This is a genomic window from Streptomyces atratus, from assembly GCF_014648655.1.
Classification (GTDB): domain Bacteria; phylum Actinomycetota; class Actinomycetes; order Streptomycetales; family Streptomycetaceae; genus Streptomyces; species Streptomyces atratus.
In genome coordinates, this window is the sequence record NZ_BMRN01000013.1 from 101,307 (window position 1) to 122,876 (window position 21,570).

The 21,570-nt window shown below is 69.2% G+C and carries 23 protein-coding genes, 5 tRNA genes and 1 pseudogene; 7 read left to right on the top strand and 22 right to left on the bottom strand.

The annotated features are described in order from the left end of the window. From IEZ15_RS22275 to fakA, 6 genes are all read right to left on the bottom strand, one after another. The gene (locus tag IEZ15_RS22275; protein ID WP_114249323.1) at positions 1-672 is read right to left on the bottom strand and encodes a YceD family protein; all 672 of its coding nucleotides are present in this window, start codon (positions 670-672) and stop codon (positions 1-3) included. A gap of 147 nt (positions 673-819) precedes the next feature. Beyond that, complete coding sequence (locus tag IEZ15_RS22280) at positions 820-1,893, bottom strand: ATP synthase subunit B family protein (protein WP_189279079.1); 1,074 nt, start codon at positions 1,891-1,893, stop codon at positions 820-822. A gap of 99 nt (positions 1,894-1,992) precedes the next feature. Then, positions 1,993-2,472, bottom strand: coding sequence for a pantetheine-phosphate adenylyltransferase (coaD, locus tag IEZ15_RS22285; protein WP_189279123.1), 480 nt, complete (start codon positions 2,470-2,472; stop codon positions 1,993-1,995). 26 nt (positions 2,473-2,498) lie between these two features. After that, entirely contained in the window at positions 2,499-3,083 is a 585-nt protein-coding gene (gene rsmD, locus IEZ15_RS22290) for a 16S rRNA (guanine(966)-N(2))-methyltransferase RsmD (protein ID WP_114246883.1), read from the bottom strand. Positions 3,084-3,179: 96 nt separating this feature from the next. Then, positions 3,180-5,450, bottom strand: a complete 2,271-nt coding sequence (gene recG / locus IEZ15_RS22295) for an ATP-dependent DNA helicase RecG (RefSeq protein WP_114246882.1) — start codon at positions 5,448-5,450, stop codon at positions 3,180-3,182. A 387-nt stretch (positions 5,451-5,837) separates the two neighbouring features. Further along, positions 5,838-7,451, bottom strand: a complete 1,614-nt coding sequence (fakA, locus tag IEZ15_RS22300; RefSeq protein WP_189279080.1) for a DAK2 domain-containing protein — start codon at positions 7,449-7,451, stop codon at positions 5,838-5,840. A 258-nt stretch (positions 7,452-7,709) separates the two neighbouring features. On the opposite strand from fakA, the gene rpmB reads away from it, so the two are divergent. After that, the gene (gene rpmB / locus IEZ15_RS22305; RefSeq protein ID WP_030928661.1) at positions 7,710-7,895 is read left to right on the top strand and encodes a 50S ribosomal protein L28; all 186 of its coding nucleotides are present in this window, start codon (positions 7,710-7,712) and stop codon (positions 7,893-7,895) included. 85 nt (positions 7,896-7,980) lie between these two features. Here rpmB and IEZ15_RS22310 read toward each other — a convergent pair. Beyond that, a pseudogene (locus IEZ15_RS22310) lies at positions 7,981-8,451 on the bottom strand (bifunctional hydroxymethylpyrimidine kinase/phosphomethylpyrimidine kinase). 82 nt (positions 8,452-8,533) lie between these two features. Continuing rightward, the gene (locus IEZ15_RS22315; protein ID WP_093899131.1) at positions 8,534-9,505 is read right to left on the bottom strand and encodes a thiamine-phosphate kinase; all 972 of its coding nucleotides are present in this window, start codon (positions 9,503-9,505) and stop codon (positions 8,534-8,536) included. 323 nt (positions 9,506-9,828) lie between these two features. Here IEZ15_RS22315 and IEZ15_RS22320 point away from each other — a divergent pair, with 323 nt between their 5' ends. Both IEZ15_RS22320 and IEZ15_RS22325 read left to right on the top strand, forming a co-directional pair. Further along, positions 9,829-10,062 carry an Lrp/AsnC family transcriptional regulator gene (locus IEZ15_RS22320; RefSeq protein WP_093899132.1) on the top strand — a complete coding sequence of 78 codons (234 nt, stop codon included), beginning with the start codon at positions 9,829-9,831 and terminating at the stop codon, positions 10,060-10,062. 20 nt (positions 10,063-10,082) lie between these two features. Beyond that, the gene (locus IEZ15_RS22325) at positions 10,083-10,571 is read left to right on the top strand and encodes a DUF3515 domain-containing protein (protein WP_229846041.1); all 489 of its coding nucleotides are present in this window, start codon (positions 10,083-10,085) and stop codon (positions 10,569-10,571) included. 53 nt (positions 10,572-10,624) lie between these two features. Here IEZ15_RS22325 and IEZ15_RS22330 read toward each other — a convergent pair whose 3' ends face one another. From IEZ15_RS22330 to IEZ15_RS22340, 3 genes are all read right to left on the bottom strand, one after another. Continuing rightward, the gene (locus IEZ15_RS22330; RefSeq protein ID WP_114246879.1) at positions 10,625-11,782 is read right to left on the bottom strand and encodes a D-alanine--D-alanine ligase family protein; all 1,158 of its coding nucleotides are present in this window, start codon (positions 11,780-11,782) and stop codon (positions 10,625-10,627) included. A 117-nt stretch (positions 11,783-11,899) separates the two neighbouring features. Further along, entirely contained in the window at positions 11,900-12,910 is a 1,011-nt protein-coding gene (locus tag IEZ15_RS22335; protein WP_189279081.1) for an NAD(P)H-dependent glycerol-3-phosphate dehydrogenase, read from the bottom strand. Beyond that, positions 12,907-13,659 (bottom strand): lysophospholipid acyltransferase family protein, encoded by a 753-nt coding sequence (locus tag IEZ15_RS22340; protein WP_189279082.1) that lies wholly within the window; start codon positions 13,657-13,659, stop codon positions 12,907-12,909. The genes IEZ15_RS22335 and IEZ15_RS22340 overlap by 4 nt, the downstream gene beginning before the upstream one ends. Before the next feature lie 149 nt (positions 13,660-13,808). Between IEZ15_RS22340 and cofC the strand changes: the two genes are divergently transcribed. Then, the gene (gene cofC / locus IEZ15_RS22345; protein ID WP_114246876.1) at positions 13,809-14,492 is read left to right on the top strand and encodes a 2-phospho-L-lactate guanylyltransferase; all 684 of its coding nucleotides are present in this window, start codon (positions 13,809-13,811) and stop codon (positions 14,490-14,492) included. Between the two features lie 10 nt (positions 14,493-14,502). After that, positions 14,503-14,706 carry a hypothetical protein gene (locus IEZ15_RS22350; protein ID WP_093899138.1) on the top strand — a complete coding sequence of 68 codons (204 nt, stop codon included), beginning with the start codon at positions 14,503-14,505 and terminating at the stop codon, positions 14,704-14,706. A 91-nt stretch (positions 14,707-14,797) separates the two neighbouring features. On the opposite strand, the gene IEZ15_RS22355 is transcribed toward IEZ15_RS22350, so the two are convergent. The 4 genes from IEZ15_RS22355 to leuC all read right to left on the bottom strand — a co-directional run bounded on the left by IEZ15_RS22355 (position 14,798) and on the right by leuC (position 17,965). Next, the gene (locus tag IEZ15_RS22355; protein ID WP_189279083.1) at positions 14,798-15,466 is read right to left on the bottom strand and encodes an HU family DNA-binding protein; all 669 of its coding nucleotides are present in this window, start codon (positions 15,464-15,466) and stop codon (positions 14,798-14,800) included. Positions 15,467-15,609: 143 nt separating this feature from the next. Then, positions 15,610-15,837 (bottom strand): SCO5555 family protein, encoded by a 228-nt coding sequence (locus tag IEZ15_RS22360; RefSeq protein ID WP_072487271.1) that lies wholly within the window; start codon positions 15,835-15,837, stop codon positions 15,610-15,612. Positions 15,838-15,941: 104 nt separating this feature from the next. Next, positions 15,942-16,535, bottom strand: coding sequence for a 3-isopropylmalate dehydratase small subunit (gene leuD / locus IEZ15_RS22365; RefSeq protein ID WP_114246873.1), 594 nt, complete (start codon positions 16,533-16,535; stop codon positions 15,942-15,944). Between the two features lie 5 nt (positions 16,536-16,540). Then, positions 16,541-17,965, bottom strand: coding sequence for a 3-isopropylmalate dehydratase large subunit (gene leuC / locus IEZ15_RS22370; RefSeq protein WP_114246872.1), 1,425 nt, complete (start codon positions 17,963-17,965; stop codon positions 16,541-16,543). A gap of 174 nt (positions 17,966-18,139) precedes the next feature. Between leuC and ndgR the strand changes: the two genes are divergently transcribed. After that, positions 18,140-18,856: an IclR family transcriptional regulator NdgR gene (ndgR, locus tag IEZ15_RS22375; RefSeq protein ID WP_030928691.1), complete on the top strand. Its 717-nt coding sequence runs from the start codon at positions 18,140-18,142 to the stop codon at positions 18,854-18,856. 58 nt (positions 18,857-18,914) lie between these two features. On the opposite strand, the gene IEZ15_RS22380 is transcribed toward ndgR, so the two are convergent. After that, positions 18,915-19,412 (bottom strand): DUF4188 domain-containing protein, encoded by a 498-nt coding sequence (locus IEZ15_RS22380; protein WP_189279084.1) that lies wholly within the window; start codon positions 19,410-19,412, stop codon positions 18,915-18,917. Positions 19,413-19,504: 92 nt separating this feature from the next. Here IEZ15_RS22380 and IEZ15_RS22385 point away from each other — a divergent pair, with 92 nt between their 5' ends. Beyond that, positions 19,505-20,146, top strand: coding sequence for a MerR family transcriptional regulator (locus IEZ15_RS22385; protein ID WP_114246870.1), 642 nt, complete (start codon positions 19,505-19,507; stop codon positions 20,144-20,146). A gap of 59 nt (positions 20,147-20,205) precedes the next feature. On the opposite strand, the gene IEZ15_RS22390 is transcribed toward IEZ15_RS22385, so the two are convergent. The 6 genes from IEZ15_RS22390 to IEZ15_RS22415 form a co-directional block, all read right to left on the bottom strand. After that, positions 20,206-20,278: transfer RNA gene (locus IEZ15_RS22390), tRNA-Glu, on the bottom strand. Positions 20,279-20,303: 25 nt separating this feature from the next. After that, a tRNA-Gln gene (locus IEZ15_RS22395) sits at positions 20,304-20,375 on the bottom strand. Between the two features lie 8 nt (positions 20,376-20,383). Then, a tRNA-Glu gene (locus IEZ15_RS22400) sits at positions 20,384-20,456 on the bottom strand. A 60-nt stretch (positions 20,457-20,516) separates the two neighbouring features. Further along, positions 20,517-20,589 (bottom strand) — tRNA-Glu (locus tag IEZ15_RS22405). Positions 20,590-20,614: 25 nt separating this feature from the next. Further along, positions 20,615-20,686 (bottom strand) — tRNA-Gln (locus tag IEZ15_RS22410). 146 nt (positions 20,687-20,832) lie between these two features. Then, positions 20,833-21,528 (bottom strand): HAD family hydrolase, encoded by a 696-nt coding sequence (locus IEZ15_RS22415; protein WP_114246869.1) that lies wholly within the window; start codon positions 21,526-21,528, stop codon positions 20,833-20,835. Positions 21,529-21,570 lie beyond the last annotated feature (42 nt).

A 21,570-nucleotide genomic window follows, 5' to 3' on the forward strand; every position in this document is an offset into this window, starting at 1 on the left:
CTACTTCTCCTGCTTCTCGTCGACGCCCGCTTCGGCGCCGCCCATGTTGTCCTTCTCGCCGTCCTGAACGGTGTCGGCGAGTCCTTGCAATGCCGCCCAACGGATGTCGACGGCATCGTGATGGTGACCGGGGTTCTCGTCCAGCCTGATTCCGCATTCGGAACACAGACCGGCACAGGACTCCCGGCACACCGGCTGCATCGGCAGTGCGAGCACCACCGCATCGCGCAGCACTGGTTCGAGGTCGAACAGGCCGTCCTCGATGAAGAGCCTGTCCTCGTCGTCCTCGGCGTCGTCGGCCGGTTCCGCCTTGCTGCTGCGGCCCCGGTCATCGGCGTCAGGGTACGAGAACATCTCCTGGAAGTCCGCCACAACCTCTTGGTGCAGCGGCTCCAGACACCTTACGCACTCCCCCTCGGCCGACGCACGGGCGGTGCCTGTGACAAGCACCCCTTCCATGACCGATTCGAGACGGAGTTCCAGCTCCACGGGTGCGCCTTCCGGCACACCGATGACCCCGTCGATGCCGAGGGCCGGTGAACCGGGTGCGTCCACCGAGCGGGTCAGCCGCTGGAGGGCACCGGGACGCCGACCCAGCTCGTGCGTGTCGAACACGAGGGGGTTTCGGTGGTCGAGGTGGCCGTTCAGGGCTTTTCCTGCTTTCGAAATCATGTGCATCACGCATCGCGGGGAGGGCCGACCGGATTCGGATTCGAAACGGGCAGCCGGGATCGCGGACATACGCGCGACCGAAGAGCCAGGATACTGGACGCGCCGCCCAGCTCCCAATCCGGTCCGCCCCGCCTCCGTGCCGCCCGGTCAGCGCTCCTGCTCGTACCGGCGGAGCTGGTCCAGATCGATCATGCTGGTGTCGAACAGGCTGGTCTCGTCCAGGGCGCTCTCGCCCTGCGGCTGGACCGCCTGCTGGGGCTGCACGGGCTGCTGCTGCCAGCTGTCGTACCCCTGGACCGGGATCTGGGCCTGGGCCTGGTCATAGCCCTGCTGCTGATAGGCGGCGTACGGGTCCGGCTGCTGCTGGTACCCGTAGACGTCCTGCTGCGGCTGCTCCTGGTACGCGTACGTCTCCGCGTAGCTCGGCTGGGCCTGGACGGGGAAGTGCGGCTGGACCTGCTGGTGCACCGGCTGCGGCTCCGGGGTGGCGAGCTCGGCGAGGCCGGCCCAGTGGTCCTCGTCGCTCATGTGCCCCTGACTGCCCGCCGCGTCCTGTGCTGCCACGTGCGCGCCGAGTTCGTCGGTGGCGACCCGGCCGTGCAGCTTCTGCCGGCCGCGGCCGACCGCCTCCAGGGTCTTGGCGAGCACGGCCTCGAAGGCGCCGAGCTTGGTGTCGACGTACTCGTCCGCACGGCGCTGGAGCGTGGCCGGGTCGGTGCTGCGCTCGGGGGCCTCGGCGAAGTCCGGGTCCTCGTATCCCTGCTCGTCGAAGGCCTGGCCACGGCCGAGGAGCTTCTCGCGGCCCCGGTCGACGGAGCCGATGGTCTTGGTGAGGACGACCTCGAAGTTGGCGAGCTTGCTGTCGACGTACTCGTCGGCCTCGGCACGGACCTCCTCGGCCTCCCGACGGGCCTCGCCGAGGATGCGGTCGGCCTCGCTGCGGGACTGCCTGGCGACCTCGGTCCCGGAGATCAGCGAGGTGCGTTCGGCATGCGCGGTCTCGATGATCCGCTCGGCCTCCTGACGGGCCTGCTCGGCGATCTGCTCCCGGCCGCCGATGAGCTCCTGGGCATGGGCCAGCGAGCCGGGCAGGGCCTCGCGCACCTCTTCGAGCATCGCGAGCAGCTCGGCGCGGTTGACCACGCACGAAGCCGACATGGGCATGGACCGGGCGCTCCCGACCGCCTCGACGATCTCGTCGAGCTTCTTCTGCACGTCCACCGTGTGCTCGCCACTCTCTACAGCCGATTTGGAGACGGACGGGACGACTGTACGGCCAGTCGGCGCCCGCCCGACACCTGGTGACGGTTCGTCAGTTCTTCAGCGCTGAGCGAGGCGTTCGGTGAGGGCTTCGTGGACCACCGGGGGCAGCAGGTGGGAGACGTCGCCGCCCCAGGTCGCGACCTCCTTGACCAGGGAGGACGACAGGAAGCTGTAGGTGGGATTGGTCGGCACGAAGAGCGTTTCGACGCCGGAGAGGCCGTTGTTCATCTGGGCCATCTGCAGCTCGTAGTCGAAGTCGCTGACGGCCCGCAGGCCCTTCACGATCGCCGGGATGTCGCGCTGCTTGCAGAAGTCGACCAGGAGGCCGTGGAAGGACTCGACCTCGACGTTGCCGAAGTCGGCGGTGACCTGGCGGATCAGGTCGATCCGCTCGTCGACCGTGAACAGGCCCTTCTTGGACTGGTTGATCATCACCGCGACATGTACGACGTCGTACAGCTTCGAAGCACGGCCAATGATGTCGAGGTGTCCATTGGTGATGGGGTCGAATGACCCCGGACAGACGGCGCGGCGCAACTTGGTTCCCTCGCTCTCCGGTCCGGTCATCGTGCGTCTTCGCACGTAGAGGCGGCGCGACCGTACCAAAGCGTTCCCTCGCCGTAGCGACGGGCCCGCAGTGGCTCAAAGCCCTTGGGCCAGTTGAATTCTCCGCCTCTGGTGCTGCGTTCCACGGTGACGAGGGCATCGGCTGTGAGCCACCCCTGAGCACGGAGTGTGAGCAGTATCTCGCCAAGATCGTCGTCGGTCACGGCGTACGGCGGGTCCAGGAACACCACGTCGTACGGCTCCGTGGGCGCCGGTCCCGTCACGACCTGTTCGGCTTTGCCGGTACGGACTTCGGCGCCGGGCAGGCCGAGTGTGCGGACGTTGTCCCGGACGGTGCGGAGAGCCTTGGGGTCGGCTTCGACGAGCAGGGCGTGGACCGCGCCGCGGGAGAGTGCCTCCAGGCCGACAGCGCCGGAGCCCGCGTACAGATCCGCGATGCGGGTGCCGTGGAGGCTGCCCAGGAGGGCTTCCCAGGTGGAGAAGAGGCCCTCGCGTGCACGGTCGGAGGTGGGGCGGGTGCCGGTGCCGGGCGGGACGGCCAGGCGGCGTCCACCGGCCGAGCCGGCGATCACGCGGGTCATGGGTGTCTGGTCCTCGGTTCGTGGGTGGCCCACAGGATGCTGCGGCGCCGTGCCACCCACGATATGGCGTCGCGGCGGATGGGGCCCGCGCACCCGTCACCCCTTGTCGAGGTACTGTTCGCGCTCCTTGTCGAGCAGCGCGTCCAGCGCGATCCGCAACTCGGGCAGATGTTCCAGCTCCGGGTCGGCGGCGACGATCGTGGAGGCCTCCTCGCGGGCGGCGGCGATGACCTCCTCGTCGTCGATGACGGTGAGCATCCGCAACGAGGAACGGACCCCGGACTGGGCCTGGCCGAGGACATCGCCCTCGCGGCGCTGTTCGAGGTCGATCCGGGACAGCTCGAAGCCGTCGAGGGTGGCGGCGACGGCGGAGAGCCGGGCGCGGGCGGGGCTGGCCTCGTGGGCCTCGCTGACCAGCAGACAGAGTCCGGCGGCGGAGCCGCGGCCGACCCGGCCGCGCAGCTGGTGGAGCTGGGAGACCCCGAACCGGTCGGCGTCCATGATCACCATGGCGGTGGCATTGGGGACATTGACGCCGACCTCGATGACGGTGGTGGCGACGAGGACGTCGACCTGGCCCGCGGCGAAGCGGCGCATGACGTCGTCCTTGTCGTCGGGGTTCATCCTGCCGTGCAGCACCTCGACGCGCAGACCGGCGAGCGGGCCCTTGGCGAGCTGTTCGGCGATCTCCAGGACCGCGAGGGGCGGGCGCTTCTCGCCGTCGTCCTCGGCCGCCTTCTTCTTCCCCTTCTTGCCCGCCGCCTCGTCCTCGGCGTCATCACCGATGCGGGGGCAGACCACATAGGCCTGGTGCCCGTTCTCCACTTCCTCGCGGACCCGTTCCCAGGCGCGGCTGAGGAAGTGCGGCTTGTCCTTGGCGGGTACGACATGGCTGGCGATCGGCGAGCGGCCGGCCGGCAGCTGGTCCAGTACGGACGTCTCCAGGTCGCCGAAGACGGTCATGGCGACCGTACGGGGAATGGGGGTCGCGGTCATGACCAGCAGATGCGGCGGCTGCTTTCCCTTGGAGCGCAAGGCGTCGCGCTGTTCCACCCCGAAGCGGTGCTGTTCGTCGACCACGACCAGGCCCAGGTCGTGGAACTGCACCTTGTCCTCGATCAGCGCATGTGTGCCGATCACGATCCCGGCCTCGCCCGTGACGAGGTCGAGCAGCGCCTGACGGCGGGCCGCGACGCCCATGGAGCCGGTGAGCAGCACCACTTTCGTCCCCTGCTGGGAGCCGCCGAGCGCCTGCCCGTCGTCCGGCCGCCGCCCCTCCTGAGGAGGCGCTTCGCGCCACAGTCCCCAGTTCTCGGCCAGCTCGCCCATCATTTCGGTGATGGAGCGGTGGTGCTGCTGAGCAAGCACTTCGGTGGGCGCGAGCATGGCGGCCTGCCCGCCCGCGTCGACGACGCCGAGCATCGCGCGCAGCGCGACCATGGTCTTCCCGGACCCGACCTCGCCCTGGAGGAGCCGGTGCATCGGGTGCTCGGTCGCCAGGTCGTCGAAGATCTCCTTGGAGACCTTCTGCTGTCCCTCGGTGAGGGTGAAGGGCAGCTTGGCGTCGAAGGCGTCGAGCAGCCCGCCGGGCCTGGGGCTGCGGGCCACTGCCGGGAGCTGGGTGTCGGCGTATCTGCGGCGGGCCAGCGCGACCTGGAGGACGAACGCCTCGTCCCACTTCAGCCGGTCCCTGGCCTGTGCGATGTCCGCCTTGGTCTGCGGGCGGTGGACCTTCAGCAGCGCTTCCGGGAGCGGGGTGAACCCGCGGCCCTCGCGCAGACTCGGCGGCAGCGGGTCGACGGCCTCCCGCGCGCTGGGCAGCACGGTGTCGACGGCCTTGGCGATCCGCCACGAGTCCAGCTGCTTGCAGGCCGGGTAGATCGGCAGCAGCCGCCCGGCGAACGCGTCCACCGCTTCCGTGGCCTCGGCCCCGTCGATGGACTCGGCGTCCAGCAGCTGGTACGTGGGGTGGGCCAGCTGCATCTTCCGGTTGAAGACGGAGACCTTGCCCGCGAACATCGCGCGCCGGCCCGGCAACAGTTCCTTGTGCGGCTTGTGGACGCCATGGCCGAAGAAGACCAGCTGGAGGCGGCCGTTGCCGTCGGTGAGGGTCACTTCGAGGCGCTTGCCGCGGCCGTTGTTGAACATCATGACGCGTGCGTCGGCGACCTGGGCGACCACCGTCACATGCTCGTCCAGCGGAAGGTCGGTCAGCGCCGTGAGCCGACCGCGCTCCTCGTACCGTCGCGGGTAGTGGTGCAGCAGATCACCGACCGTGTGCAGGTCGAGGTGTTCGGCCATCACCTTCGCGGTGGCTCCGCCGAGCAGCTTCTTGAGGGGTTCATCGAACGCAGACACGCGATCCATTGCACACCACACCACTGACAGATGTCCGCCGGGCACGACGCGGAACACCGGAATCCGCTGGTCGGAACTGTCGCCACGCCCCCCAGGACCGGCTCCGATGCCTCCGGCTCGCGATCACCTCTCACGGGATCGCCCGACCCGGTTTCGCGGAGGCCGGGCCCGACTTCCGCGGCCTGCGCACGGCCGCCGGCCTGATGGCCGTCTGGCCGGAGGCGGATCTGAACCGCCCGCACGCGGCCGGGGCACGGGCCCGCGGTGTCATCGATGTGTACGGGGACGAGGAACCGGGCGAGACGGGCCGGGCACGCCGGGCGGAGGCGGAGGCGCTGCTGAGGTACCTGGTCAGGAATCCGGGCCCGTCCGGCGCTCGAGGACACCCGCGCCGCCCTACTCCACCCCGATCAGCAGCGGAGCGCACTGGAGGCCGCCCCGGTACACCACCGTGTCGACCGCCAGATAGCCCTCGCGCACGTGCTCCTGCAGCTCGTCGGCCAGGGTGTCGGGGACGTCCTCGCCGAGGACCAGGGTGACCAGTTCGCCGCCCGCCGCCAGCATGCGGTCCAGCACGTTCCGGGCCGTTTCCGGTACGTCCTCGCCGATGACCGCGACATCGCCGTCGATCAGGCCCAGGATGTCGCCGGCCTGGCAGATACCCGCCATGGTCCAGGACTGCCGCTCGGCTACGGCCAGTTCGGCGTAGCGGGTGGAACCGGCCGCGGCGGTCATCGCCACCACGTCCTCGTCGAAGCTGCGGTCGGGTTCGTGGACGGCGAGGGCGGCGATGCCCTGGACGGCGGCCCGGGTCGGGATCAGGGCGACCCGGACACCCTCCGCGCGGGCCTGTTCGGCAGCGGCAGCGGCGGTGTGGCGCAGCTCCGCGTCGTTGGGCAGCAGAACCACCTCGCGGGCGTGCGCCCGGCGGATGGCGTCGACCAGTTCGCCGCTGGCGGGCGGCTCCCCGGGGCGCGCCAGGACCGTCGTCGCCCCGGCCTCCTTGCACAGGCCGCGGAGCCCGTCGCCGGGGACCACCACGACGACCGCGCGCTGCACGGGTTCGGTGTGCGGGTGCACCCGGTCCGCGCCGAAGTGGGTGATCCGGATGCGGTATGGCCGCCCCGCCTCGACACCGGCCTCCACCGCCGCACCCGCGTCATCGACATGCACATGGACGTTCCACAGTCCGTCGCCGCCCACCACCACGAGCGAGTCGCCGAGGCCGTCGAGCCGGGTCCGCAGCCGGTCCACGGCCTCGTCCGTGGCCTCCAGCAGGTAGATGACCTCGAAGGCCGGTCCGCCCTCCGCACAGTCCTGCGGCGCAGGGACCACGGTCGCGGGCACGGCCACGTACGTGCGCTCGGGAGCACGCCCGGAGACTGCTTCGACGAGCGCCCCGAGCACCGTCACCAGGCCCCTTCCGCCTGCGTCCACGACGCCCGCCCGCCCGAGGACGGCGAGCTGTCCGGGGGTCGCTTCCAGGGCCGTCCGCGCTCCCTCGTACGCCGCCCGTGCGACCGCCGCGGTCCCGGCGTCGTCCACCGTGCGCCCGGCGGCCTCGGCGGCTGCGGTGGCCACGGTCAGCACGGTGCCCTCGACAGGGTGAGCGACGGCCTGCCGGGCGGCTGCGGCGGCCCTGGTGAGCGCCCGGCGCAGATGGTCCGCGTCGTGCCCGTCGGCCAGCACCCCTGCCATCCCGCGCAACAGCTGGGCCAGGATCGTGCCGGAATTTCCGCACGCACCGATCAGTGCTCCGTGCGCCATGGCCCGTACCGCGTCGGCGGCGACGGGCACGGTCGTACCGGTCTCATGGGCGGCGAAGACCGCTTCGACGGCCTGGGTCGCGGACTCCACGGTGAGATAGAGGTTCGTACCGGTGTCCCCGTCGGCGACGGGGTAGACGTTGATCGCGTCGATCGCCTCGCGCTCTTGGCCCAGTGCCTCCAGGGCCAGTGAGCACCAGGTACGCACCGCGACGGCGTCCATGTCGTCGGCGGTCTGCGGCACCTGTCGGTCCTCCTCGAAATCGGCCGTGGGTGGCCGGCTGCACCGCAGGGTAGCCCCGTGTGCCGGGTCCGGCGGGGACAGGGGCGGGACAGGGGGCGGCGGAACCCATGGTAGTTTCCTTCTACCGACGCAGCCGTTGTATGCTGCTTCGGTTGCCCGATGAGAGTCGGGCCATTCCTCCGGTGTCGCCACTTCAGTCAAATGAATCCGGCGCGCCGGAATTCACTGTAAGTGCATCTGAAGTCTTTGGAGTGACCCGTGGCTGCCAACTGCGACGTCTGCGGCAAGGGGCCGGGCTTCGGCAACAACATTTCGCACTCGCACCGCCGTACGTCCCGTCGCTGGAATCCCAACATCCAGCGCGTGCGTGCCGTGGTCGGTCGGACGCCGAAGCGGCTCAACGTCTGCACCTCGTGCATCAAGGCCGGCAAGGTCGCGCGCTGACGTTCCCGTCGTAGCGCAGCCTTCCGGTTGCCCAAAAAGCCGGTCCACCTCGGTGGACCGGCTTTTTGCTGCGCTCCTGGGGCCCTCAGACGGTGCGCGTCCGCCGGCCGTGGTCGACGGGGCCGATTCCGGCGCCCAGCGGGAAGCCCGTTTCGATCGCACCGGTGACCTACGTCTTCGCGCCCCGTACCGCCGTGGGTACGTCCTGGCCCAGGGCCGGCGAGCAGGCGAGCGTGCAACCGGTGCCGTGGGTGTGGCGGTTGTCGTGCCCCGGTGCGCGCAGCGAGTGCTCCTCGGTGCCGTCCGTCACAAGATCGACGGGTTCGCCGGGCAGATGTGCGCCCTTGATGAAGACCCGGCGCGGCCCGAAACCCACTACCTTAGTGGCGGCCTGCCGCATTCCGGCCGCCCACCACGCTGCGGTACTAAGCGCGTACGGCATCGACGGACAACTCGGGCGCCCTGCACCCCCAGCGACTTCTGGGCCATGACGGCGGTCAGCACGCTCACTCCGTGCACACCGAGCGCCGGCATCGTCCTGAGATCGGTCTGACATACCCGCACCGCCGCCGGAATCGGAACCGGCGACGGTGCGCACACGGGCGGGTACAGCACCGGATATGGGCACACGCCGAAATCTACGGGGCGTCCTCGATGCCTCCGAAATGGTCCCAGCCGCCCTTGCTGGTCCAGGGTGCCCCGTCGACCGTCACCTGCGGCAGCGCCGAGGGGTTGAGGACTTCACCGATCACCTTCCAGCGGGCGGGCAGCTTCACGTCCGGCGGGAAAGTGGCGACGATCGCGTGGTCCTCTCCCCCGGTCAGCACCCACTGCAGCGGGTCCACGCCGACGGCCTGACCGATGTCGGACATCTGCGAGGGGATGTCGATGAGTCCGGAGCGCAGATCGATCCGGACCTTGCTGGCCTCGGCGATGTGCCCGAGGTCGGCGACGAGTCCGTCGCTCACGTCCGTCATCGCGGTGGCGCCGAGCCCGGCAGCCGCGGGGCCTGCGTGGTACGGCGGTTCGGGGCGACGGTGGGCCTCGACGAAGGCGCGGGGCGAGCGGAAGCCGCGGGAGAGCACGGCGTATCCGGCAGCGGACCAGCCGAGCCAGCCGGTGACGGCGACGACGTCGCCGGGCTGGGCGCCGGACCGGGTGACCGGTTCGTGGTTGCGCAGATCTCCGAGTGCGGTGATCGAGACGGTGATCGTCTCGCCGCGCACCACATCGCCGCCGACCACGGCCGCGCCGGCGACCTGGCACTCGTCACGGATGCCGTCCATCAGCTCGCCGGCCCAGGTGACCGGGAGTTCGGCGGGGACGACCAGGCCGAGCAGCAGCGCGGTGGGCACGGCGCCCATGGCGGCGATGTCGGCGAGATTCTGGGCGGCGGCCTTGCGGCCGACGTCGTAAGCCGTCGACCAGTCGCGACGGAAATGCCGTCCCTCCAACAGGATGTCCGTACTGGCCACGACCCTGCGGTCGGGAGCGGACACGACCGCGGCGTCGTCGCCGGGGCCGAGCCGTACCGCCGGAGTGGTGGTGAGCCGGGAAGTGAGCTCCCTGATGAGCCCGAACTCCCCCAACTCGCCCACGGTTCCCTTCACCGAGTCTCACCTCTCATCTATCGCCCCGGACGATCGTCCGGGCTGCTTCAGCGGCCGGGGGTCCGGATCGTGGACCGGCCGCCGCCGCAGGGAGCAGTCTGCACCGGTTCTCATCGGCATGTCTGTCCCCCTTTCGCACCGCTGCACTTGCGGTCGCGGGCCGTCACTGCTGTCGGTACTGTCAAGAGATACGTCAACTTGTGTCTTGCGTGAGCCACGCTGTGGACGTCAACCGCCCCGTAGGTCTCCCCGCGGCCCGCGGCGACGCGATACCGTGGCGTCCCTTTCCCCCACATGATCCTCGTGGCCGCCCTGGAGGTTCCGTGGTACAGGCGTACATCCTTATTCAGACCGAGGTGGGCAAGGCGTCGACCGTCGCCGAGACCATCGCCAAAGTTCCGGGAGTGATCCAGGCAGAGGACGTCACCGGCCCCTATGACGTGATCGTGCGCGCCCAGGCCGACACGGTCGATGAACTCGGCCGCATGGTGGTCGCCAAGGTCCAGCAAGTGGAAGGCATCACGAGAACCCTGACCTGCCCGGTCGTTCATCTGTAGCCCCCGTCTACGCTGGGCCGGTGACATCATTGCGCCGCCGGCTTTGCCACCCCGTGTTTCTCGGTCCGTCCGTTGCCGCGCTGCTGCTGGCCGCGGCGGGCTGCTCCTCGACGGACGCCACGGCGTCGATCACGGTTCCCACTCCGTCACCGGAAGCCGCAGCCTACTGCCGTGCACTGCACAAGGAGCTGCCGAAGACCGTTGCCGGACTCGACCGCGGTGACACCGGGACAAAGTCCGAACTGACCGCCGAGTGGGGGGACGGAGCGATCGTACTGCGCTGCGGTGTCCCCCGGCCTGCGAAGATGGACGACCCCATGGCGAAGGGGATCGAGGCGGACGGCGTCAACTGGCTGCTGGAGCAGCCGGCGGACGCCGGTCCGCGTTTTACGACGACCTACCGCAAGGCGTACGTCGAGGTGAGTCTCTCGACGGCGTACGCCCATGACGCGAGCCCGTTGGCCGCGTTCGCCCCGGCCATTCGCAAGACGGTTCCCGGCAGCCTGTAGGGCGTGCGCTCCCGGGCGGGAGCACACGCCCTGCAGCCGCGGGTCCCGTCTTCTCAGCGCAGGCCGGTCGGCCGGTTCAACGCGGCCTGGATCAGCCGGTCCACCAGCTCCTGGTAGCTCACGCCGCTCTCCTGCCACATCCGCGGGTACATGGAGATCGGGGTGAAGCCCGGCAGCGTATTGATCTCGTTGATCACGAAGCTGCCGTCCTCGGTGAGGAAGAAGTCGGCCCGCACCAGGCCCTCGCAGGACACGGCTTCGAAGGCGTCGACCGCCAGCCGCTGAACCTCGGCCGTCTGCTCCTCCGTGAGCGGGGCGGGCACGATCCCGGAGGCCGAGTCGATGTACTTGGCCTCGAAGTCGTAGAAGTCGTGCGAGGTCACCGGTGGGATCTCGGCGGGCACGCTGGCGCGCGGTCCGTCCTCGAACTCCAGCACCCCGCACTCGATCTCGCGGCCGCGCAGCAGCGACTCGACCAGAAACTTGGGGTCGTGGCGGCGGGCTTCCTCGATCGCCTCGTCGAGACCGGAGAGATCGTCGACCTTGGTGATGCCGATCGACGAGCCGGCCCGGGCGGGCTTGATGAAGAGCGGCCAGCCGTGTTCCCCGGCGAAGTCCACGATGCGCTTGCGGGCAGCGGAGGGGTCCGTGTCCCATTCGCGGGGACGTACCACGACGTACGGGCCGACGGGCAGCCCGAACGACGTGAACACCCGCTTCATGTATTCCTTGTCCTGGCCGACCGCCGAGGCGAGCACGCCGGCACCCACGTACGGCACACCGGACAGCTCCAGGAGCCCCTGAAGGGTGCCGTCCTCGCCGTACGGGCCGTGCAGCACGGGGAAGACGACGTCGACCTCGCCGAGCGCCTTGGGAACCGAGCCGGGCTCGCTGTACACCACTTCACGGCTGCCGGGGTCGACGGAGAGCACCACGCCGCCCTCGGTGGACTCGGCCAGCTGGGCCACGTCCGGCATCTTCCGGTCCGTGATGGCCATGCGCTCGGGCTCGTCGGCGGTGAGCGCCCAGCGGCCGTCCGTCGTGATGCCGATCGGCAGGACGTCGTACTTCGTCCGGTCGATGGCGTTCAGGACGGCACCCGCCGTGACGACCGAGATGCCGTGTTCGGAGCTGCGGCCGCCGAACACGACGGCCACGCGCGGCTTGCGGAGCTGCTGCTCCGGGCTCTGGGGGAGGTTCTCGCTGCTCATATCGCGTTGAGCGTACCTGCTGGTACCACTCGCGTCAGCGTGACCGGGGCCGCTGGAGCGATGACCGCGAACGTTCACCGGCTTGCGCCCCCTTCAGGTCCTCCCTGGGCGAACCCGTCAGCGTCGCTCGGGTTTCGCGCTGCGCGACATCAGCTCGCCCAGTGCGACCATCGGCGGCTTGCCCTCGTGGACGATGCCGACGACCGTCTCGGTGATGGGCATGTCGACGCCGTGCCTGCGCGCCAGATCGAGCACTGATTCACAGGACTTGACGCCCTCGGCGGTCTGCTTGGTGACGGCGATGGTCTCTTCCAGCGTCATGCCGCGGCCGAGGTTGGTGCCGAAGGTGTGGTTGCGCGACAGCGGCGAGGAACAGGTCGCCACCAGGTCGCCGAGGCCCGCGAGTCCGGAGAAGGTCAGCGGGTCGGCGCCCATGGCCAGGCCGAGACGGGTCGTCTCGGCGAGACCGCGGGTGATGAGCGAGCCCTTGGCGTTGTCGCCGAGGCCCATCCCGTCGGCGATGCCGACAGCGAGACCGATGACGTTCTTGACCGCGCCGCCGAGTTCGGCGCCGACCACATCGGTGATGGTGTAAGGGCGGAAGTACGAGGTGTGGCAGGCGGACTGGAGGCGACGGGCCACCGACTCGTCCTGGCAGGCGACGACGGCCGCGGCGGGGCGGCGTTCGGCGATCTCCTTGGCCAGGTTGGGGCCGGTGATGACGGCGACGCGGTCCGCGGAGACCTTGGTGACGTCCTCGATGACCTCGCTCATCCGCTTCGCGGTGCCGAGTTCGACGCCTTTCATCAGCGAGACGAGGACGGTGTCGGAGCCGAGGTGCGGGGCCCAGTCGGCGAGATTGGCGCGCAGTGTCTGCGAGGGCACCACGAGCACGGCAAAGTCGGCGCCGTGCAGCGCCTCTGCGGCGTCAGTGGTGGCCCGGATCGACGCGGGGAGTTCAATTCCCGGCAGATAGTCCGGGTTGGTACGGGTCGTGTTGACGGCCTCGGCAACTTCGGCGCGACGGCCCCAGAGGGTGACCTCGCAGCCGGCGTCGGCGAGAACCATGCCGAAGGCCGTACCCCATGAGCCGGTTCCGAAGACGGCTGCCTTTGCGGGGTGCGTCACTTGGGTCCCTTTCCTTCGGCCTTGCGCCGCTGTTCTGCACGGGCCTTGCGGTGGTCGTACGGCTCCGTGGGCGCCTTCTCGCCCCGCACGATCTCCAGCTGCGCGGTCACCGCCGCCATGATGGCCTCGGTCGCCTCGCGCAGGACGTCCGGCGTCGGTTCCTTGTCGTAGAACCGGGAGAGGTCGACGGGCGGTCCGGCCTGCACCTGAAGGGTCTTGCGGGGGAGGAGCCGGAGCTTGTTCTCCTTGGCGTACGGCGGCATTGCCAGGTTGGCGCCCCACTGGGCGACCGGGATGACCGGAGCCTTCGTCATCAACGCGACGCGGGCCGCACCGGTCTTGCCGGCCATCGGCCACATGTCGGGGTCGCGGGTGAGGGTGCCCTCCGGATAGAAGGCGACGCATTCACCGCGCTCGATGGCGTCGACTGCGGCCCTGAAGGCGTCCAGCGCATTGGTCGTCTCGCGGTATACGGGGATCTGTCCGGTGCCGCGCAGCATCATTCCGACAAAGGGGGTCTTGAAGAGGCCCGCCTTCGCGAGAAGCCGCGGCACCCGTCCGGTGTTGTACTGGAAGTGACCGTAGGAAAGCGGGTCCAGATACGAGTTGTGATTGACCGCAGTGATGAATCCGCCGTCGGCCGGAATGTGTTCCATCCCCCGCCAGTCACGCTTGAACAGAACCACCAACGGCGGTTTCGCGATGACCGCCGCCAGGCGGTACCAGAAGCCGATTCTGCGGCGGGACACTCGGACACCTTCCTCTAAGGACCTGACTGCTGCCTGGCTACCGACGGTCAAGTCTCGCCCCAGGCCCCTGCTCTGTCGAGAACACCGTACGCCCCGCCTTCGGGACCGAACCCCCGGGTTCTCGCACCGGCAGGCGAGAATAAGCGGCGATGCACATCGAGAGGCAGATCGCCACGAACACCGACCCGGCCGGTCCTTGGTCACTGGTCGTCCCGTTGAAGCCCTTGGCACGGGCCAAGAGCAGGCTCGCGCCTGCGACGGGCGCCGCACTGCGCCCGCGGCTCGCCCTCGCCTTCGCCCGGGACACCGTGGCCGCCGCCCTGTCCTGCCCGGCCGTACGGGATGTGGTGGTCGTCACGGACGACACGGAGGCCGGGGCGGCTCTCGCGGCGCTCGGGGCGCGAATCGTTCCCGACGAACCGGACCACGGTCTCAATGCCGCCCTCGCGCACGGTGAGCGGACCGTGCGGGCCGAGCGGCCAGGGGCGGCTCTCGCCGCTCTCAATGCGGACCTGCCCGCGCTGCGCCCCGGAGAATTGTCCCGGGTACTCAATTTTTCCGCCGCATTTCCCCGCGCATTTGTCACCGATGCGGCGGGAATCGGTACAACATTTCTTTCGGCTGCGCCGGGAGTGGAATTGCGACCCGCTTTCGGCGGTTCTTCCCGGGCCCGGCATCTGGACTCCGGAGCGGTGGAGATCAGCCTGACCGGCATCGATTCGGTCCGCCAGGACGTGGACACCGGCGACGATCTGCGGGCGGCCCTGGCCCTGGGCGTCGGCCCGCACACGGCGGGGCGCTGGGCCGCCGGAGCGCCCCTCGGGGACCGATAGGCTGCCGTTCATGCAGGCGACCTCGTACACGTACGACCCCGAGACCCGCACCGGCAGTGTGCTGCTCGACGACGGCACCCCGGTGGAATTCGACGCCCGGGCCTTCGACGCCGGCGGTCTGCGGCTGCTGCGTCCGGGGCAGCGGGTGCGCATCGAGGTCACCGGCGAGGGCGCGGATCTACGGATCACGCTGGTGACGCTGCAGACGTTCTGAACGGCTCCGCGCACTGCCCACAACAGCCCGCGGGCCGGGCTCCCCAAGAGGAGCCCGGCCCGGCGCGTGAGTGGCCCTGCGCTGCTCGGCCTCACTTCTTCCGTGCAGTGGCCTTCTTCGCCGTGGTCTTGCGTGCCGTGGCCTTCTTCGCGGGCGCCTTCTTCGCCGTGGCCTTCTTGGCGGGCGCGGTCTTGCCGGCGACGGCCTTCTTGGCGGCCGTCGTCTTCTTCGCCGCCGCGGCGGTGGTCTTCTTCGCGGCTGCCGCCGTGGTCTTCTTGGCCGCCGCGGTGGTCTTCTTCGCGGTGGTCTTCTTGGCCGCGGTGGTCTTCGCCGCGGCCACGGCCTTCTTGGCGGTGACCTTCTTCGCAACGGCCTTCTTGGCGGCGGCCTTCTTGGCCGCGGCCTTGGTCGTCGCACGGGCAACACCGCCCGTGAGGCTGCCCTTGGGCGCCTTCTTCACGGCCACATCGTGCTTGGGGAGCTTCTTCGAGCCGCTCACCAGGTCCTTGAAGCCCTGTCCCGCGCGGAAGCGGGGCACCGAGGTCTTCTTGACCCGCACGCGCTCACCCGTCTGCGGGTTGCGGGCGTAGCGGGCGGGGCGGTCGACCTTCTCGAACGAGCCGAAGCCGGTGACCGAGACACGGTCCCCTGCGACAACCGCACGGACGATCGCGTCGAGCACCGCGTCGACGGCGTCTGCGGCCTGCTGACGGCCGCCGACCTTGTCGGCAATCGCTTCTACGAGCTGCGCCTTGTTCACGTCTTCCCCTTCGGAGACATTGCCAGAACGAAAGTGTTCAAGCGTTTTCGCACGTTAGGCAGATATATACCGCAAATCAAACACGAAACGGGCTAATCACCCTAGTGCCGCAACGAAGTCGACCGCTGCACAGTTCCGCAGAGTCAGTCACCTTCGGGGAATCGGCCCTCATCGAGGTCCTTCATCAACCGGTCCAGACGCCTTGCCGCATCCGGGAGATCGTGCTTAGCCGCGGCCGTGATGACCAACAGCTTCCGGGACAGCGCCATCCTTACGCCCTCCGGGACTTGCAGTGCGCGCACTCTTGTGTGCGCTTCCTTCAATCGGTCGGCGACTTGGCCGTAAAGCTTGAGTTGGCTGTCGCGTTCCATGCACCGATTGTGCCATCTGGGGCGAGTTGTCGCCCGACGGGGTCTCAACAAGCGACTGCGCCCCCTACCAGATGGCAAGGGGCGCAGTCCTGGAAACGCGCTGCTCAGGCGTTAATTGTACGCGGCTTGAAGGTCGGTCTTGCCACCTCATACGTCGCGATGTCCGCTTCGTTCTGAAGGGTGAGACTGATGTCGTCCAGCCCGTTCAGCAGTCGCCAGCGGGCGTTCTCGTCGAGCTCGAAGTCGGCCGTGATGCCCTCGGCACGGACCTGGCGCGCCTCCAGGTCGACGGTGATCTCGACGGTCGGATCGGCCTCGGTCAGTTCCCAGAGCGCGTCGACGACCTTCTGGTCGAGGACGACGGTCAACAGGCCGTTCTTCAGCGAGTTGCCCCGGAAGATGTCGGCGAACCGGGAGGAGATGACGGCCTTGAAACCGTAGTTCTGCAGCGCCCACACGGCGTGTTCGCGGGACGATCCGGTGCCGAAGTCGGGACCGGCCACCAGCACCGTGGCGCCGCTGCGCTCCGGGCGGTTGAGGACGAAGTTCTCGTCCTTGCGCCAGGCCTCGAAGAGTCCGTCCTCGAAACCGTCGCGGGTGACCTTCTTCAGCCAGTGGGCGGGGATGATCTGGTCGGTGTCGACGTTGCTCCGGCGCAGCGGGACGGCCCGGCCGGTGTGTGTGGTGAAAGCTTCCATGATTCTCAGACTCCGGCGGGCGTACGGGCGTCGGACAGGTCGGCCGGCGAGGCCAGGTGGCCCAGCACGGCGGTGGCGGCGGCGACCTGCGGGGAGACCAGGTGCGTACGGCCGCCCTTGCCCTGCCGTCCCTCGAAGTTGCGGTTCGAGGTGGAGGCGGAGCGCTCGCCGGGGGCCAGCTGGTCGGGGTTCATGCCGAGACACATCGAGCAGCCCGCGTGCCGCCATTCGGCGCCTGCGGCGGTGAAGACCTTGTCCAGGCCCTCCTCGACGGCCTGCAGGGCGACCCGGACCGAGCCCGGGACGACCAGCATCCGTACGCCTCTCGCGACTTTGCGGCCGTCCAGGATCGCGGCGGCGTTACGCAGGTCCTCGATCCGGCCGTTGGTGCAGGAGCCTACGAAGACGGTGTCCACGTTGATCTCGCGCAGCGGCTGGCCGGCGGTCAACCCCATGTATTCCAGGGCCTTTTCGGCGGCGTTGCGCTCCGAGGCGTCCTCGTACGAAGCCGGGTCGGGGACGTTGGCCGACAGGGGCGCGCCCTGGCCGGGGTTGGTGCCCCAGGTGACGAACGGGGCCAGTTCCGCGGCGTCGATGACGACCTCGGCGTCGAAGACCGCGTCGTCGTCCGTGCGCAGCGTCTTCCAGTACGCGACGGCGGCGTCCCAGTCCTCGCCCTGCGGGGCATGGTCGCGGCCCTTCAGGTAGTCGAACGTGGTCTCGTCCGGGGCGATCATGCCTGCCCGGGCGCCGGCCTCGATCGACATGTTGCAGATGGTCATCCGGGCTTCCATCGAGAGCTTCTCAATGGCCGGGCCGCGGTATTCGAGGATGTAGCCCTGGCCGCCGCCGGTGCCGATCCGGGCGATGATCGCGAGGATCAGGTCCTTGGCCGTGACGCCGTCGGGCAGTTCGCCGTCGATGGTGATCGCCATCGTCCTCGGGCGGGCCATCGGCAGCGTCTGGGTGGCCAGCACGTGCTCGACCTGGCTGGTGCCGATGCCGAACGCCAGCGCGCCGAACGCGCCGTGCGTGGAGGTGTGGGAGTCACCGCAGACGACCGTGGTGCCGGGCTGGGTCAGCCCCAGCTGTGGGCCGACCACGTGCACGACGCCCTGCTCGACGTCACCCAGCGGGTGCAGACGTACACCGAACTCCGCACAGTTCTTGCGCAGCGTCTCCAACTGGGCACGGGAGACCGGGTCGGCGATGGGCTTGTCGATGTCGAGGGTCGGGGTGTTGTGATCCTCGGTGGCGATGGTGAGGTCGAGGCGCCGCACCCGGCGTCCGGCCTGACGGAGGCCGTCGAAGGCCTGGGGGCTGGTCACCTCGTGCAGCAGGTGCAGATCGATGAAGAGGAGGTCGGGCTCACCATCGGCGCGCCGGACGACATGGTCGTCCCAGACCTTCTCCGCGAGTGTCCTACCCATCGCTTTCCCTCCGGCCGGCGTCTTCGCCGGCCCAACTAGAGATTCGGTGCGCCGCCGTCCGGACCCCCGTGCGGGGCGGTGGCTGCGGGCCGTTGTGTGGCCGCCCCTACAGGTTCGCAACTTCCGCCGAAAATTGAACTTGCGTTTCACAGAGTGAGACGGGAGTATCGTCGTATGGACAACTCTAGCGGCGTCGGCGTTCTCGACAAGGCAGCTCTGGTATTGAGCGCCCTGGAGTCCGGTCCGGCCACCCTCGCCGGGCTGGTCGCGGCGACCGGGCTCGCACGACCCACGGCACATCGACTGGCCGTGGCGCTCGAACACCACCGCATGGTGGCGAGGGACATGCAGGGCCGTTTCATTCTCGGCCCCCGGCTGGCGGAACTGGCGGCGGCGGCAGGCGAGGACCGCTTGCTGGCCACGGCGGGACCGGTGCTCACTCACCTCCGCGACATCACCGGCGAGAGCGCGCAGCTCTACCGGCGACAGGGCGACATGCGGATCTGCGTGGCGGCGGCGGAGCGGCTGTCCGGTCTGCGGGACACCGTGCCGGTCGGCTCCACGCTCACCATGAAGGCCGGCTCGTCGGCCCAGATCCTGATGGCCTGGGAGGAGCCGGAGCGCCTGCACCGCGGCCTCCAGGGCGCCCGTTTCACGGCGACGGCGCTCTCGGGCGTACGGCGCAGGGGCTGGGCCCAGTCGATCGGCGAGCGCGAGCCGGGCGTCGCCTCGGTCTCGGCGCCGGTGCGTGGCCCCTCGAACCGGGTGGTCGCCGCCGTCTCGGTCTCCGGACCTATCGAGCGGCTGACCCGGCACCCGGGCCGGATGCACGCCCAGGCGGTCATCGACTCGGCGGCCAGGCTCAGCGAGGCCCTGCGCCGCAACGGCTGACGTACGCAGGAAATACCTTCCGGCCGCCCCGGCGTCGTGGCGGCCCCTTCTCAGAACCTCACTTCGCGGACGAGCGGTGCGCGAGACGGTCCGCCGCCCGGCGACCCCGCCCCTCGATCGGCAGTACGCCGGTCACCGCGGCCAGTCCGTAGGCCGGCATATCGGCGTAGATCGATTCGTAGCCGCCCTCGGGCACTATGTATGTCTCGTGCCACAGCCCCACATGCTGCCGGGACTTCTTCTCCTTGCGGTTCATCATCGCCCAGGCCTTGCGGTGGAACATGTCGGGAGCGCTCGCGTACGCGTACAGCTTCTCCTTCGACTCCCAGTACTGGACGACGTAGTACGTCCGCGGCGAGCCGGACAGCAGCGTGCAGCCGAGCAGACCGCGGCTCTTGTCCTTGCTCAACTCCCGCAGCATGCGCGGCATTGCCACCAGCACGGGCAGCCAATGGTGCACGCCCCAGAAGTGGTTGATGCGCATCCCGATGAGCAGGACGACCACCTCCCCCTCGGCTGCGGCGGTCGTCCGCCCCGGAATCGGCTTCGCGAACATGGCCGTACCCCCTTCTCCTCTTGGAGAGTGCCACTATCCAATGGTTGGATAGTGGCACTGCCCAAGAGGTGGCGCAAGGGAAGGCACGGAACATGCGACTCTCGGAACTGAGCGAGAAGAGCGGCGTCAAGACCGCGACGATCAAGTACTACCTGCGCGAGGGGCTGCTGCGGCCGGGCCACCGGGTCAGCGCGACGCAGGCCGAGTACGACGAGAGTCATCTGCGCCGGCTGCGTCTGGTGCGGGCCCTGATCCAGGTCGGCCGTCTCCCCGTGGCGACGGCCCGCGAGGTCCTCTCCCATGTCGACGACGAGTCCCTGGGCCGCACGATCCGCCTGGGCGCCGCACTGTGGTCGCTCCCGCACGGTCCGGACCCCGACGAGGAGGCGCCGGAGACGGCGGCCGCCCGCGAGGAGGTCGAACGGCTGCTGGACCGGCTCGGCTGGGCGACCTCGCAGGAGCTCGGCTCCCTGTCCCCCGCCCATCGCGCGCTGGTGTCGTCAGTGGCCACCCTCATCCGGCTCGGCTATCCCTGCGATGTCGAATATCTGGCCGAGCAGGCCCGCCTCATGCACCAAGTCGCCGTCCAGGACCTGGACATGATGGAGACGTACCCCACGGAGGCGGAGCAGGTGGAGACGGCGGTCGCCTCGGCTGTGCTCTATGAACCGTTGCTGATGTCGCTGCGCAGGATGGCTCAGGAGGAGGAGTCGGCCCGGCGGTACGGGATCTGAGGGAGTGACAGAGAAGGGCCCTTCACCGAGGTGAAGGGCCCTTCTCTGTCGCTCTGTTGTACCCCCGACCGGATTCGAACCGGCGCTACTGCCGTGAGAGGGCAGCGTGCTAGGCCGCTACACAACGGGGGCTTGTTACTGCTGTTGCATTTCTGCGCTGGGCTACCAGGACTCGAACCTAGAATGACGGTACCAGAAACCGTAGTGTTGCCAATTACACCATAGCCCATGGTGAAGTACCCCCGACCGGATTCGAACCGGCGCTACTGCCGTGAGAGGGCAGCGTGCTAGGCCGCTACACAACGGGGGCCCTAGCGATCCTGCATCGAGAGCGTGGGTGCGACCCAGATGATCTCGCGGGAAGGATCTGTACCCCCGACCGGATTCGAACCGGCGCTACTGCCGTGAGAGGGCAGCGTGCTAGGCCGCTACACAACGGGGGCTTGTTACTGCTGTTGCATTTCTGCGCTGGGCTACCAGGACTCGAACCTAGAATGACGGTACCAGAAACCGTAGTGTTGCCAATTACACCATAGCCCACCAAAACTCAACCCTGATCAAGGGTTTTGTTCGGTTTGCGCTTCCCGTTCGGATCTTCCGTCCCGCTCGGGCGGCGCAGGAAGAACATTACCCGAAGGTGTCCGGCGCTCCAAAACGGGTATTGCCCGCCAGGCCTGTCCGGCGGATCAGGGTCGGACAGGCCCCAGCAGACCGGGCAGCTGATCGAGCCCGCTGATACGGACGAGCTCGGGCCGCCCGCCCCGTCCGCCCCGGTCCAGCCAGATCCCCATCAGCCCCGCGGCAACCGCGCCGCCCGCGTCGATGTCCGGCTCGTCCCCCACGTACGCGACCTCCTCCGGCTCCAGCGCCAGCGCGTCGCAGGCGGCGTGGAATGCGCCGGCCTCGGGCTTGGAGACGCCCAGCTCAACAGCGCACACCACGGCCTCGAACCGCTCCCGCACACCGAGCGTGCGCAGCTTGCGGTCCTGGTTGTGAATGCTGGAGTTCGACAGCACCCCGTGCCGGAACCCGTCCGCCAGCACATCCAGTACGGGCAGCACATCGGGGAAGAGCGACCATGCGGCCTCGTAATGGGCCACGTGCCGGCCGAACCAGTCGTCGGCCTCGGCATCCTCCAGCGCCCGCGAGAGGAACTCCCGGACCCGGTCCCGGCGCTGCCCCTGGAAGTCCGTCTCCCCGGCGGCGAACCGCGCCCAGTGCACATCGGTGATCGCCCGCCACGCAGCGAGGGCCCGCTCGACGGAGTCGTATCCGTCGGGCAGGCCCTCGTGTTCGAGATGCTTGCTCATGCCGACGCGGTCGGCGTGGGTGTAGTCGAAGATCGTGTCGTCGATGTCCCAGAGGACCGCGCGGATCGTCATGGGGCCCAGCCTAGGTTCCTACGCGGCGGGCGCGCCGGGCTC

Bases quoted from the DNA above. Each gene is read 5' to 3' on its own strand.
- IEZ15_RS22275 (WP_114249323.1), bottom strand. From the start codon at position 672: ATGATTTCGAAAGCAGGAAAAGCCCTGAACGGCCACCTCGACCACCGA.
- rsmD (WP_114246883.1), bottom strand. From the start codon at position 3,083: ATGACCCGCGTGATCGCCGGCTCGGCCGGTGGACGCCGCCTGGCCGTC.
- recG (WP_114246882.1), bottom strand. From the start codon at position 5,450: ATGGATCGCGTGTCTGCGTTCGATGAACCCCTCAAGAAGCTGCTCGGC.
- IEZ15_RS22330 (WP_114246879.1), bottom strand. From the start codon at position 11,782: ATGAGCAGCGAGAACCTCCCCCAGAGCCCGGAGCAGCAGCTCCGCAAG.
- cofC (WP_114246876.1), top strand. From the start codon at position 13,809: ATGCACATCGAGAGGCAGATCGCCACGAACACCGACCCGGCCGGTCCT.
- IEZ15_RS22350 (WP_093899138.1), top strand. From the start codon at position 14,503: ATGCAGGCGACCTCGTACACGTACGACCCCGAGACCCGCACCGGCAGT.
- IEZ15_RS22360 (WP_072487271.1), bottom strand. From the start codon at position 15,837: ATGGAACGCGACAGCCAACTCAAGCTTTACGGCCAAGTCGCCGACCGA.
- leuD (WP_114246873.1), bottom strand. From the start codon at position 16,535: ATGGAAGCTTTCACCACACACACCGGCCGGGCCGTCCCGCTGCGCCGG.
- leuC (WP_114246872.1), bottom strand. From the start codon at position 17,965: ATGGGTAGGACACTCGCGGAGAAGGTCTGGGACGACCATGTCGTCCGG.
- ndgR (WP_030928691.1), top strand. From the start codon at position 18,140: ATGGACAACTCTAGCGGCGTCGGCGTTCTCGACAAGGCAGCTCTGGTA.
- IEZ15_RS22380 (WP_189279084.1), bottom strand. From the start codon at position 19,412: ATGTTCGCGAAGCCGATTCCGGGGCGGACGACCGCCGCAGCCGAGGGG.
- IEZ15_RS22385 (WP_114246870.1), top strand. From the start codon at position 19,505: ATGCGACTCTCGGAACTGAGCGAGAAGAGCGGCGTCAAGACCGCGACG.
- IEZ15_RS22415 (WP_114246869.1), bottom strand. From the start codon at position 21,528: ATGACGATCCGCGCGGTCCTCTGGGACATCGACGACACGATCTTCGAC.